Genomic DNA, 12,090 nt, shown 5'->3' with positions numbered 1-12,090 from the left:
GGCACTTTGAGCACACTTGGTTATTTCGCATTTTCACAAAATCATGAAGAGGCTATTAGAGGACACACTTCTAGTATCGGTTATGATAAATTCCATTAAAAAAAGCCCTTTTCGGGGGCTTCTTTTTATTTGAACCGCCATTCTTTTTTCTCTTTATCCCAAGCAAGCTCTTTTCGGGATATTAGATTGCTGACGGCTTTTCTTATAGATTTTTCGTCTTTACCTGTTTTTATTTTTAAGTCCTCCATTGTGGGGTTCTTTCGAAATCTGCTCATGTTATAGATGATTCTGTATAACTTCCTTTCAAGATCGGTCACGGCATACCTCCTACAAAAAGAATGTACGTTCGATTATAAACACAACTTGTATAAATATTTCAAGTGCAATCTTCTAATTTTATTTTGGCTCAAAGGTTAAAGTGAATTTTTTATTTGACATATCTATTTTAAAAACAGCAGAATAATTATCATTTTCGAAAGTATAAGATGGATCAGCTTCTCTAGTCGCATCATTCAAATCACTTTCTTCAAAGTCTAAAGTTTGTAATACTTTATATGCTGATAAAGTTCCTTTGCTTGGCATCTCAGATATTCCAGATTCATTTTCAATGAAATCTAGAATTAGTACTATCTTATATAAATAATTATCCTTGTTGAAGTGACCAATAACAGAATATCCTTTTTCGCTATCATACAAATCTGTTTCCGCAGCAAAAACACTTGAATATCCATTATAATTAAGGATAGGATGAATATTTTCGTTAAATAAAGATGGTTTTTTTATTTTTTCATCAGGACTTTTCTTTATAAAAGAATTGTATGTACTTATAAACTCATCTGCTGAAATATGAAAAGATTTTGTATTCTCTTGTTTTGAAGTGTTTGAGCAGCCAGTCATAAAAATTAGTAAAATGTATATAACAATAGTGATTTTTTTCAATATTAACCCTCCAATTATATTCCAATTTAGTTTAACATATAATTGAAAGTGAAAAGATTATATAAATTCAATTATTTTCCTATAGTACCCTTTTGAACGGCGTTGACGTCTCCCAAGATTTTTGATGTTTTATAAAGGAATGATCTTATTTTATTTATGTTCATGAATGTCCTCCAATGGTTTTAAACAAATTATATCAAATATGCGATATAAAAAAGTTTTTTGAAACCTTTTTTTGTATACATGCGTCTAATCTACGGTTACAAGATTTTTTGTGTTTGTGTTATGTTTACATGTCTGTATCTCAATACAAAAAATCAAGTTCTTCATAAACACACCGTGTTTATTGGAAGCCTGAATTCATCGATCGTTCACCCGCGTGAAATTTTCAAAGAGGCCTTTAAACGTTCGGCCGCTTCATTTATATGTGTGCACAACCATCCATCTGGAGATCCGACGCCCAGCAGGGAAGATATTGAAGTGACACAGCGACTTTTTGAATGTGGAAAGCTGATTGGAATACAGCTGCTTGATCATCTAGTCATAGGTGATCAAAAATTTGTGAGTTTGAAGGAAAAAGGGTATTTGTAACACTTTTTTTTTCAATGTTTTACGATATAATAGAGTTTATGAGTTTTTCCCTAAAGGGAATTTTGGTTTAAGAAAGGAAGATACATACATATGTTTGGAATTGGTACAAAAGACCTTGGAATAGATCTTGGAACAGCGAATACGCTTGTTTTTATTAAAGGAAAAGGCATTGTTGTAAGAGAACCTTCGGTCGTAGCCTTGGAAACTGATACGAAGTCTATAGTGGCAGTCGGAAATGATGCTAGGAATATGATTGGCCGTACACCTGGTAATGTTGTGGCACTACGCCCGATGAAAGACGGAGTCATTGCAGATTACGAGACGACAGCAACAATGATGAAATATTACATTAATCAAGCATTAAAAGGCAAAGGGCTTTTTGCTCGTAAACCTTACGTGATGGTATGTGTACCATCTGGTATTACAGCTGTAGAAGAACGTGCAGTCATTGATGCAACAAGACAAGCCGGTGCACGTGACGCATACCCGATTGAAGAGCCATTTGCGGCAGCGATTGGTGCGAACCTTCCTGTATGGGAGCCAACAGGAAGTATGGTTGTAGACATTGGCGGCGGTACAACAGAGGTAGCCATTATTTCTCTTGGCGGTATTGTGACATCACAATCAATCCGCGTGGCAGGAGATGAAATGGATGATGCAATCAGCAGCTACATCCGTAAAACGTATAACCTGATGATCGGTGATCGTACGTCAGAAGCGATTAAAATGGAAATCGGTTCTGCGCAGCCTGATGTACATGATGAAATGGACATTCGGGGTCGTGACCTTTTAACAGGTCTGCCAAAAACAATCTCGATTACAGCAGATGAGATTGCAAAAGCGCTTCGCGATACAGTGGAAACCATTGTTGATGCGGTGAAAATGACACTTGAAAAAACACCGCCTGAGCTGGCAGCAGATATTATGGACCGCGGAATCGTTTTAACTGGCGGTGGTGCATTGCTTCGTAATCTTGACAAAGTGATTAGTGATGAGACGAAGATGCCAGTCATTATTGCGGAAGATCCGCTTGACTGTGTGGCGATCGGAACAGGAAAAGCACTAGAGCATATTCATTTGTTCAAAGGAAAATCAAAAGATAATCGATAATCGGGCGTAAATAAAGAGGTGTAAGACATGCCGCAGTTTTTTATGAATAAAAGATTAATGTTGCTCCTTGTCTGTGTCATCGTACTGGTGGCCATGATTGGTTTTTCAGTGAAAAGCGGCAGAGGTGCTTCATGGCCGGAAAAATTAGTGGGGGATACGACAGGCTTTTTTCAAGGTGTCTTTCATAAACCATCACAATTTATTGCCGGTATGTATGGGAACGTACAAGATTTAAAGAACACATACGATGAAAACGAACGTCTTCGAAAAAAACTTGATGGACAAACTCAATATGAGGCGAAACTTCAAGAACTAGAAGATGAGAACAAAAAGCTTCGCAAGCAGCTCGGTTATGTGAACTCTATTCGTGATTATACGCCAATTCTATCAACGGTTATCGCGAGAAACCCGTCCCTTTGGGATAGCTTTGTCATGATTGATAAAGGGAAAAAACAAGGCGTTGACAAAGATATGGCGGTCACAAATGAGAGTGGTGCGTTAATTGGGAAAATTGAAAGTGATAAGCTCAACAATTTTACTTCGACAGTAAGGTTGCTAAGCTCCACTGACCAAAATAATAGAATTTCAACGAAAATTTTTGCGAAAAAGGGCAAAGAAGAACTCAACGGAATTATTAACGGCTATGACAGTAAGAAAAAAATGCTGACAATGAATATTCTGAAATCTGATGCAGATGGAGATGTCAAAAAAGGAGATCTTGTTGAAACATCTGGAGCAGGGGGCGTATTCCCTCAAGGCTTGACGATTGGTAAGGTAAGTGAAATCGAGCCAGATCATTACGGCCTGACAAAGATCATTTATGTAGAACCAGCGGCTGAACTCAACAATTTAGACCGCGTGATTGTGGTGAATCGCAGCTCAAGTACGGCAGATGCATCTGTATTGACGAAGGAGGAAGGCTCGTGAGACGTGTCCTTCTTGCTTTCGTCATGTTGTTTATCTTCGTATTTGACAGTATTTTTGTCGATCTAGTGAAGCTCCCATTTGTTTCAGACAATCAAATTTTAGCTCCTCATTTCATCTTACTCGCACTCGTATTTATGACGGCTTTTGTGAATCAAAAATATGGTGTGATTTTCGGTTTTATCTTTGGACTTTTATATGATATTTCGTATACAGGCATACTTGGTGTTCATATGTTTGGCTTTGGAGCGCTCTGCTATTTGCTAGCGAAAGCCTTTAAAGTTTTGCAAACGAATATGTTAGTGGTCGTCTTTCTGTCGATTATTGCTGTTTCCGTAATGGAGTTTTATGTGTACGGCGTTCAAGCGACAATTCAACCCGGGATTATGCCGTTTAATACGTATGTCATCGAACGCTTTATTCCAACGATTCTTTTAAATACTGCTGCGTCTCTCATACTTGTTGTGCCGCTTAGGCTCTTTTTCATCAACATGAAACAAGGACTGATCGACGAATAAAAGCAGGAGTTTGTCCAAATACGGCGAAATGAGTATGTTGTTGAGGTGAGCATCTTGAAAACTCAAAAACAGCAATATGTGACGATAAAAGGTACTAAAAACGGATTAACATTACAGTTAAATGATGACTGTTCGTTTGATGACCTTCTTTCTGGCTTGCGAGAGGTCCTTTTACTTGAGCAATATACAGATGGAAGGGAAGGTCATAAGGTTAATGTGCATATTAAGCTTGGTTTTCGGTATTTAACAGAGGATCAGGAAATGCGTTTGACTGAAGCAGTCTCTGAAAATGAACATCTCGTCATTCACTCTATTGAAAGTGACGTCATGTCAACTGAAGAGGCGAAACGATTAAAAGCAGAGGCCGAAATTACCTCTGTAGCCAAAATTGTGCGCTCTGGACAGGTACTGTATGTTGAAGGAGATCTCTTATTAATAGGAGATGTCAATCCTGGTGGAACGATTCGTGCAGGGGGAAATATTTTTGTGCTCGGCGCTTTAAAAGGCGTGGCCCATGCTGGATGTAATGGAAATAAACAAGCTGTCATTGCGGCATCTCGTATGATTCCAACTCAGCTTCGTATTGCACAAGTGTTTAACCGTGCACCGGATCAAAAAGAAGATGGAAATGAAATGGAATGTGCTTATTTAGATATAGATGGCAACATGATCATTGAACGCCTGCAGCAATTGGCTCATATAAGACCTAATCTGACAAGGCTTGAGGGAGGAATGTGAAATTGGGCGAGGCTATTGTGATTACCTCAGGAAAAGGCGGCGTTGGCAAAACAACAACATCTGCAAACTTAGGCACAGCACTAGCAATTCAAGGGAAAAAAGTGTGTCTAGTTGATACCGATATTGGCCTTCGGAATTTAGATGTCGTGATGGGGCTTGAGAACCGCATTATTTACGATCTAGTCGATGTAGTAGAAGGAAGATGTAAAATCCATCAGGCGCTTGTAAAAGATAAGCGTTTCGAGGATCTTTTGTATCTTTTACCTGCTGCTCAAACAAGCGATAAAACAGCTGTAGAGCCAGAGCAGATCAAAGAATTAATTCAATCATTGAAACAAGACTTTGATTATGTCGTCATTGATTGCCCTGCTGGAATTGAGCAAGGCTTTAAAAATGCTGTATCTGGTGCAGATAAGGCAATTGTCGTGACGACGCCTGAGATCTCAGCTGTGAGAGATGCCGACCGTATCATTGGTTTGTTAGAACAAGAAGATATCGAACCACCTCGTTTGATCGTCAACCGTATTCGTACACACATGGCGAAAAGTGGCGATTCAATGGATGTGGATGAAGTTGTCCATCACTTATCGATTGATCTTCTTGGCATTGTTGCTGATGATGATGACGTGATTAAGGCTTCAAATAATGGCGAACCGATTGTCATGGATGCTAAAAACAAAGTATCGATTGCGTATCGAAATATCGCTCGCCGTGTACTAGGCGAATCTGTTCCACTTCAATCATTTGAAGATGAAAACAAAGGAATGTTTGCTAAGCTGAAAGCATTTTTTGGTGTGAGAGCTTAATCAGCATTTAGGTAAGACGAGACCGATTCGGTGAGAATCGGTCTTTTTGTTGCATATCAGATGAGGTTGCCACATAAAATGTACAAACTGTTTGTATGTAAAGGGTGATCTCATGAAAAGAGTGGACGAGTACCGAAAGAAAATCGCGCAGCGCCGCAAAACGAAGCATTCAGTTGCTCCAACTAAGAAGACGACCTTCAAGAAAAAAGAAGATATCCCTCCATGGGTCATGTTAACAGAGGAAGAAAAGCATTCAGGGTCGTCTTCCTTTGAAGCGTCGTCTCATCAATCGAAGAAATATCAGCATCCACTATTTAACCCCAATGCCTTTGTACTGAAATGTTTATTATCTGCATCCCTTGTGTTGATTGCAGCTATATCGTTTAAAGGTCAGGCAGGGCCGTTCCAGCAGCTGAAGCCGATCATTACGCAGACCTTTGAGCAGGATTTTCAATTTGCTGCTGCTAATCGCTGGTTTGAGAAAACAGTTGGAAACCCCCTTGCCTTTTTAACGGACAAAAAGGAAGACCAAAAAGATGTACAAGCGAACCATGAACTGGCCGTACCTGCTTCTGGAAAAGTGCAGGAATCCTTTACGCAAAATGGAGCAGGTGTCAAAGTCGAAACATCGGCTGAAGCGATAGACAGTATGAAGGAAGGCTATGTAGTGGAAGTGAAAAAGAAAAGTGACACAGGGCTGACAGTGGTCGTGCAGCATGCGGATAACAGCTATAGCTGGTACGGTCAATTAAAGGAAGCTGATGTGGCCTTATACGATTTTGTTGATAAGGGTGAGAAAATTGGTCAGATCTCACTTGATGATCAAGGAAAGGGCACATATTACTTTGCTATTAAGCAAAATGAACAGTTTATCGATCCTATTCAGGTGATGACCTTTGAATAGATGGCTGGTCATGCTGACGAAAATTCACATTCATCCGCTGCTGTGGATTGTGATGGCGTTTGCGATTCTCTCTGGTCAAATCAAGCCGCTACTTTGTCTACTCATCATCGTCTTTGTCCATGAGCTTGGACATGCAGCGGTTGCTTGCTATTATCATTGGCGCATTCGGCGGATTTTTCTACTCCCGTTTGGCGGAGCGGTAGAAGTAGAAGAGCATGGGAACCGCCCGCTAAAGGAAGAGCTGGCGGTCATTTTATGCGGGCCGCTCCAGCATGTACCGCTCCAGCTTATGGCGTGGTTTTTTATGGAGGCTTCTCTTATTTCACACGACATTTTTACGATGTTCACTTTTTATAATATGGCGATTTTCCTTGTGAATCTTTTGCCGATTTGGCCGCTAGATGGCGGAAAATTATTTTTTTTGCTCTTATCAGCATATTACCCTTTCCAACGTGCACATACCCTTGCCATAAAAGGCTCTCTTGTCTTTTTCAGTCTATTGACAGGCGGATTACTTTTGTTTGCGCCGCTTCAATTCAACGGCTGGGTACTGCTCACTTTTTTAGCCTATTCACTCGTGATGGAGCACCGGCAGCGGCATTATGTCAGGGTTCGCTTTTTACTAGAACGCTATTACGGTAAAAAAGAGCAAAAGGTAGAAAAGCTGATTCCTCTGAGAGCGAGCGCTGAGGAAAAAATATATGAAGTCATGGCGCGATTCCAAAGAGGCTGTAAGCATCCGATTATTATTGAAAGAGATGGCTTGAAAATGAGCCAGCTTGATGAAAATGAACTGCTTCATGCGTATTTTTCAGATCGAAGAACCACCACCTCCATGGAAGAGCTTCTTTTGCCGTACTAGTGATGAAAATACGTTGACATTCTGCGTCTAATTTGATATATTTTTTAATGTTATGGATATGTAGCACCCGTGCTACAACCGCGCGAAGCAGGTGTAAAGAGCCTAAGGCCCCCTGTATTCGGCGAGTCTGAGTTTATTAGGAGGTGCAGAGATGTACGCAATTATCGAAACTGGTGGTAAACAAGTAAAAGTTGAAGAAGGTCAAACTGTTTATATTGAAAAACTAGCTGCTGAAGCAGGTGAAACAGTAACTTTTGAAAACGTATTGTTTGTCGGCGGAGACACTGTGAAAGTGGGTAACCCTTCAGTTGCTGGAGCAACAGTAACGGCTAAAGTTGAAAAACAAGGTCGCGGTAAGAAAATTACTGTGTTCAAGTACAAACCGAAGAAAAACAACCACAAGAAACAAGGTCATCGTCAACCTTACACTAAAGTTGTTATCGAAAAAATCAACGCTTAAGGCGTGTGAGTGATATGATCAAAGCAACCATTACTCGGTCGAAAGCAGATGAAAGCATTACGTCTTTTCAGATGACTGGACATGCCGAGTTTGCTGAAAAAGGTCAGGATCTCGTTTGTGCAGGAGTATCTGCTGTTGTTTTCGGCTCAGTCAATTCAATTATTGCACTGACAGGATTGGACCCTCTGCTTGATATTGGCGAGGAAGGCGGCTATTTCTCTTTTGAATTGCCGGCTGATACAGATCCAGTATCCTTTGAAAAAGCCCAGCTGCTTTTAGAAGGTATGGTCGTTTCCTTAGAAACAATTGAACGAGATTATCACGATTATGTGAGAATATCTACAAAAAAATAGGAGGTGAACTTCATGCTTAGATTAGATCTTCAATTTTTCGCATCTAAAAAAGGGGTAGGTTCTACAAAGAACGGACGTGACTCTGAGTCTAAACGTTTAGGCGCTAAACGTGCTGATGGTCAATTCGTAACTGGTGGTTCTATCCTTTATCGTCAACGTGGAACGAAAATCTATCCAGGTGAAAACGTTGGACGCGGAGGCGACGACACTCTTTTCGCTAAAATCGACGGAACAGTTAAATTCGAACGTTTCGGTCGTGACCGTAAAAAAGTGAGCGTATATCCTGCGGCACAATAATTGCTAAAAACTCCGGTCATTGACTGGAGTTTTTTTCACTTTTTACAAGTAGTATCGAAGATGAAAAAGAAGATGCACTCCATCAATATCAAAGAACGTTTGCTGACTTTGCCTCATTTTCTCCTATAGATCAGAAAAAACAACCTTTCCTCACATAACTAGTGTTTTTCTATGCTGTCTTCTCTGTTATAATTCAGGGAGACATATTGATGATAAGACTCCTAAAAGAGAGACCAAACGATTGGGAGTGCGATAATGGAAGAGATATCAAGTAAACAAAACGAAAAATTAACTCACGTTGCATTAACAAATGAATTGATCTATCTGCTCAGTCGTTCAAGACATGACTGGATGAATAAATTGCAGCTGATCAAGGGCAACTTGACATTAGAAAAATATGACCGTGTGTTTGAAATTATAGAAGAAATGGTCATTGAAGCACAGCATGAATCCAAACTCTCAAATTTAAAAATTCCCCAATTGGCCTATTACTTTCTAACATTTAATTGGGAGTCGCATTTTATCACCCTAGAATATGAAGTGCTTGGTGAAACCCGAGACTTATCAGCATATGAATCGCAGCTGCTAACGGTATCACAGGAGTTGTTTTCGATATTCGATCAATCAGTTTGTCAAAAAACTGAAAATCATTTAACGGTCACGTTCCAAACAGATCATGAAGAGAATGATGTGGTCTTATATTTTGATTTCAAAGGAAAATTAACAAGTTTGGATGCGTTAAATGCGTTTCATGACGCAAACTATCCATGTATGAGTGTAGTTCAATTTCATGTGACAAGTCATGAGTCCATGATTGAGCTTTGTTTGAGGCAAGAATGAGATATGTGATGCAGAGAAACGGAGGAAGTTATGTTTGTAGATCAGGTTAAAGTGTATGTTAAAGGCGGTGACGGCGGAAACGGTATGGTGGCGTTTCGTCGTGAAAAATATGTGCCAAAAGGCGGACCGGCTGGCGGCGACGGTGGAAATGGTGCAGATGTGGTATTTGAAGTAGACGAAGGACTCAGAACATTGATGGACTTTCGTTACAAACGCCATTTTAAGGCGGATCGCGGCGAGCACGGAATGAGTAAAAACCAGCATGGCCGAAATGCGGAAGAAATGATTGTCAAAGTTCCGCCCGGTACGGTTGTGACGGATGCAGAGACAGAACAAGTACTTGCAGACTTAACCGAGCATGGGCAGCGGGCAGTCATTGCAAAAGGCGGCCGAGGCGGACGAGGAAATTCACGTTTCGCAACACCGGCAAACCCTGCACCACAGCTTTCTGAAAATGGCGAGCCAGGTAAAGAACGTGACGTCATCTTAGAATTAAAAGTACTTGCAGATGTTGGACTTGTAGGTTTCCCAAGTGTCGGGAAGTCGACGCTGCTATCCATTGTCTCTTCTGCGAAACCGAAAATTGCGGATTATCATTTTACAACGCTTGTGCCGAACCTAGGGGTTGTCGAAACAGATGATAACCGAAGCTTCGTCATGGCGGATCTGCCAGGACTGATCGAAGGCGCGCATGAAGGCGTTGGCTTAGGTCATCAATTTTTACGTCACATTGAGCGGACACGTGTCATTGTTCATGTCATTGATATGTCAGCACTTGAAGGACGTGACCCGTACGAAGATTATGTGACCATTAACGAAGAGCTTAAGCAATACAATATGAGATTGACTGAGCGTCCACAAATCATTGTAGCGAACAAAATGGACATGCCAGATGCAGCTGACAATCTAGCGGCATTTAAAGAAAAATTAACGGATGATTATAAAGTGTTCCCTATTAGTGCGATCACAAGAGAAGGGCTTCGTGAGCTTTTATTTGAAATCGCCAATCAGCTTGAAACAACTCCCGAATTCCCGCTTTATAATGAAGAGGAACTGTCTGATAACCGCGTGATGTACAGGTTTGATGAGGGAGATGCACCATTTGAGATCACAAGAGATCCTGACGGTACATTTGTCATTACGGGTAAAGCACTTGAGCGACTGTTTAAGATGACAGATTTCTCAAGAGATGAGTCCGTGAAACGATTCTCTAGACAATTGCGCGGAATGGGTGTCGATGATGCCTTGCGTGAGCGTGGTGCACAAGATGGCGACATCATTCGTCTGCTTGAATTTGAATTTGAATTTATTGATTGATCAACAGGAGGGTCCAGTCCATGGGCTCTCCCGTTTTTAAAAGGGGAGAAAACAGGTGAAAGAAGAAACGTTCTATTTAGTAAGAGAGGATGTCCTTCCAGATGCGATGCGAAAAACGCTTGAAGTCAAAAAGCTTCTCGATCGCAAAAAAGCGGATTCAGTTGCCGATGCTGTTCAACAAGCGGATTTAAGCCGCAGTGCTTTTTATAAATACAGAGATGCTGTTTTTCCATTTTATACGATGGTGAAAGAGCAGATCATCACATTGTTTTTCCACCTTGAGGATCGGTCTGGGGCTCTGTCAAGACTACTTCAAATTGTGGCTGACTCTGGCTGTAATGTGTTATCCATTCACCAAACGATTCCGCTGCAGGGAAGAGCGAATGTCACCCTATCCATTAGCACGGCTGGAATGGCAGATGATATCAATACAGTCATGAATCAATTAAGAAAACTTGAATTTGTCGAAAAAGTTGAAATTCTAGGTTCTGGGGCGTAAAAGGAGAGATCATAGCAGATGAAGCAATTAACTGTAGGTTATTTTGGACCAGAGGCAACATTTACTCATTTGGCCGTATGCTCTTGCTTTCCAGCAGATGCAGTGCAGCGTGCCTATGCAACGATTCCGCAATGTATGGATGCTGTGTCAAAAGGCGAAGTCGATTTGGCGGTCGTTCCACTTGAAAATGCACTCGAAGGATCTGTGAACTTAACGATTGATTATTTAATTCATGAAGAAGCGCTATCTATTGTTGGAGAAATGACAGCACCGATTCGTCAGCATTTGCTTGTTCACCCTTCAAAAGCGGAAAGCTGGGAGACATTAGATGTGATCCAATCACATCCGCACGCGATTGCCCAGTGTCATCAATTTCTGAAAAAGCAGTACCCGGATATTCCGCACCGTCCAGTTGAATCAACTGGTTATGCAGCGAAATATATTAGTGAGCATCCAGAGGAGGCTGCTGGGGCGATTGCCAATGAAATTGCCGCACAAACGTATGGTTTAACGATTGCAAAAAAAGACATCCATGATTATCCGCACAATCATACACGCTTTGTTATTTTACATAAAGACCCTAAAGCATCATTCCCAATGAATGCTGGGTTCTCATCGAAGCCAAAAACGACTATTGTCGTCAGTCTGCCAAAGGATGACCAATCAGGTGCATTACACCGTGTGTTATCTGCTTTTTCTTGGCGAAATCTCAACTTGTCAAAAATTGAATCTCGCCCAACAAAAACGGGTCTTGGACACTATTTATTTATTATAGATATAGAAAAAGAAATGGATGATGTCCTTGTCCCTGGCGCCATTCAGGAATTAGAAGCAATTGGCTGTGAAGTCAAATTGCTCGGCAGCTACCAAACATATGAACTAACGAATGAGAAATAGTGTCCGATAAAGGACACTATTTCAGCGTGTAGACA

The 12,090-nt window shown here is 40.9% G+C and carries 16 protein-coding genes, 1 pseudogene and 1 other annotated feature; of the genes and pseudogenes, 15 read left to right on the top strand and 2 right to left on the bottom strand.

Translation table 11 applies throughout. The features are described from left to right. Window positions 1-125: 125 nt before the first annotated feature. The gene (locus NKR21_RS21280; RefSeq protein WP_144459776.1) at window positions 126-317 is read right to left on the bottom strand and encodes a hypothetical protein; all 192 of its coding nucleotides are present in this window, start codon (window positions 315-317) and stop codon (window positions 126-128) included. A gap of 79 nt (window positions 318-396) precedes the next feature. Continuing rightward, complete coding sequence (locus NKR21_RS13605) at window positions 397-939, bottom strand: hypothetical protein (RefSeq protein ID WP_144459777.1); 543 nt, start codon at window positions 937-939, stop codon at window positions 397-399. Window positions 940-1,227: 288 nt separating this feature from the next. Between NKR21_RS13605 and radC the strand changes: the two are divergent. From radC to pheA, 15 genes and pseudogenes are all read left to right on the top strand, one after another. Further along, a pseudogene (gene radC / locus NKR21_RS13600) lies at window positions 1,228-1,530 on the top strand (RadC family protein); the annotation flags it as partial. Between the two features lie 90 nt (window positions 1,531-1,620). After that, window positions 1,621-2,640 carry a rod shape-determining protein gene (locus NKR21_RS13595; protein ID WP_012010766.1) on the top strand — a complete coding sequence of 340 codons (1,020 nt, stop codon included), beginning with the start codon at window positions 1,621-1,623 and terminating at the stop codon, window positions 2,638-2,640. Between the two features lie 27 nt (window positions 2,641-2,667). Then, entirely contained in the window at window positions 2,668-3,567 is a 900-nt protein-coding gene (gene mreC, locus NKR21_RS13590; RefSeq protein WP_012010765.1) for a rod shape-determining protein MreC, read from the top strand. Continuing rightward, entirely contained in the window at window positions 3,564-4,082 is a 519-nt protein-coding gene (gene mreD / locus NKR21_RS13585; protein WP_034661648.1) for a rod shape-determining protein MreD, read from the top strand. The genes mreC and mreD overlap by 4 nt, the downstream gene beginning before the upstream one ends. 54 nt (window positions 4,083-4,136) lie before the next feature. Next, window positions 4,137-4,820 carry a septum site-determining protein MinC gene (gene minC / locus NKR21_RS13580; RefSeq protein WP_088002215.1) on the top strand — a complete coding sequence of 228 codons (684 nt, stop codon included), beginning with the start codon at window positions 4,137-4,139 and terminating at the stop codon, window positions 4,818-4,820. Between the two features lie 2 nt (window positions 4,821-4,822). Continuing rightward, complete coding sequence (minD, locus tag NKR21_RS13575; RefSeq protein WP_003216504.1) at window positions 4,823-5,626, top strand: septum site-determining protein MinD; 804 nt, start codon at window positions 4,823-4,825, stop codon at window positions 5,624-5,626. A 112-nt stretch (window positions 5,627-5,738) separates the two neighbouring features. Further along, window positions 5,739-6,530: a M23 family metallopeptidase gene (locus NKR21_RS13570; RefSeq protein WP_144455733.1), complete on the top strand. Its 792-nt coding sequence runs from the start codon at window positions 5,739-5,741 to the stop codon at window positions 6,528-6,530. Then, window positions 6,523-7,392, top strand: a complete 870-nt coding sequence (locus NKR21_RS13565; protein ID WP_144455735.1) for a M50 family metallopeptidase — start codon at window positions 6,523-6,525, stop codon at window positions 7,390-7,392. Before NKR21_RS13570 ends, NKR21_RS13565 begins: the two co-directional genes overlap by 8 nt. A gap of 66 nt (window positions 7,393-7,458) precedes the next feature. Beyond that, window positions 7,459-7,531: a sequence feature (ribosomal protein L21 leader region), on the top strand. Between the two features lie 12 nt (window positions 7,532-7,543). Next, window positions 7,544-7,852: a 50S ribosomal protein L21 gene (gene rplU / locus NKR21_RS13560; RefSeq protein ID WP_012010760.1), complete on the top strand. Its 309-nt coding sequence runs from the start codon at window positions 7,544-7,546 to the stop codon at window positions 7,850-7,852. 14 nt (window positions 7,853-7,866) lie between these two features. Next, window positions 7,867-8,205 carry a ribosomal-processing cysteine protease Prp gene (locus NKR21_RS13555; RefSeq protein WP_088002213.1) on the top strand — a complete coding sequence of 113 codons (339 nt, stop codon included), beginning with the start codon at window positions 7,867-7,869 and terminating at the stop codon, window positions 8,203-8,205. A 12-nt stretch (window positions 8,206-8,217) separates the two neighbouring features. Then, on the top strand, window positions 8,218-8,502 hold the full coding sequence (gene rpmA, locus NKR21_RS13550) for a 50S ribosomal protein L27 (RefSeq protein ID WP_003216586.1): 285 nt from the start codon (window positions 8,218-8,220) through the stop codon (window positions 8,500-8,502). 255 nt (window positions 8,503-8,757) lie between these two features. Next, entirely contained in the window at window positions 8,758-9,342 is a 585-nt protein-coding gene (locus tag NKR21_RS13545; protein WP_012010758.1) for a sporulation initiation phosphotransferase B, read from the top strand. Window positions 9,343-9,372: 30 nt separating this feature from the next. Further along, the gene (gene obgE / locus NKR21_RS13540) at window positions 9,373-10,659 is read left to right on the top strand and encodes a GTPase ObgE (protein ID WP_144455737.1); all 1,287 of its coding nucleotides are present in this window, start codon (window positions 9,373-9,375) and stop codon (window positions 10,657-10,659) included. Window positions 10,660-10,714: 55 nt separating this feature from the next. Further along, the gene (locus tag NKR21_RS13535; RefSeq protein WP_003216269.1) at window positions 10,715-11,158 is read left to right on the top strand and encodes an ACT domain-containing protein; all 444 of its coding nucleotides are present in this window, start codon (window positions 10,715-10,717) and stop codon (window positions 11,156-11,158) included. A gap of 18 nt (window positions 11,159-11,176) precedes the next feature. Then, window positions 11,177-12,055, top strand: a complete 879-nt coding sequence (pheA, locus tag NKR21_RS13530) for a prephenate dehydratase (protein ID WP_012010756.1) — start codon at window positions 11,177-11,179, stop codon at window positions 12,053-12,055. Window positions 12,056-12,090 lie beyond the last annotated feature (35 nt).

The sequence above is a fragment of the Bacillus sp. 1735sda2 genome, assembly GCF_024159245.1.
Taxonomy (GTDB): Bacteria; Bacillota; Bacilli; order Bacillales; family Bacillaceae; genus Bacillus; species Bacillus pumilus_O.
This window is presented reverse-complemented; position numbering and strand designations above follow the sequence as displayed.

Bases quoted from the DNA above. Each gene is read 5' to 3' on its own strand.
- NKR21_RS13595 (WP_012010766.1), top strand. From the start codon at position 1,621: ATGTTTGGAATTGGTACAAAAGACCTTGGAATAGATCTTGGAACAGCG.
- mreC (WP_012010765.1), top strand. From the start codon at position 2,668: ATGCCGCAGTTTTTTATGAATAAAAGATTAATGTTGCTCCTTGTCTGT.
- NKR21_RS13570 (WP_144455733.1), top strand. From the start codon at position 5,739: ATGAAAAGAGTGGACGAGTACCGAAAGAAAATCGCGCAGCGCCGCAAA.
- rplU (WP_012010760.1), top strand. From the start codon at position 7,544: ATGTACGCAATTATCGAAACTGGTGGTAAACAAGTAAAAGTTGAAGAA.
- NKR21_RS13555 (WP_088002213.1), top strand. From the start codon at position 7,867: ATGATCAAAGCAACCATTACTCGGTCGAAAGCAGATGAAAGCATTACG.
- rpmA (WP_003216586.1), top strand. From the start codon at position 8,218: ATGCTTAGATTAGATCTTCAATTTTTCGCATCTAAAAAAGGGGTAGGT.
- NKR21_RS13545 (WP_012010758.1), top strand. From the start codon at position 8,758: ATGGAAGAGATATCAAGTAAACAAAACGAAAAATTAACTCACGTTGCA.
- obgE (WP_144455737.1), top strand. From the start codon at position 9,373: ATGTTTGTAGATCAGGTTAAAGTGTATGTTAAAGGCGGTGACGGCGGA.
- pheA (WP_012010756.1), top strand. From the start codon at position 11,177: ATGAAGCAATTAACTGTAGGTTATTTTGGACCAGAGGCAACATTTACT.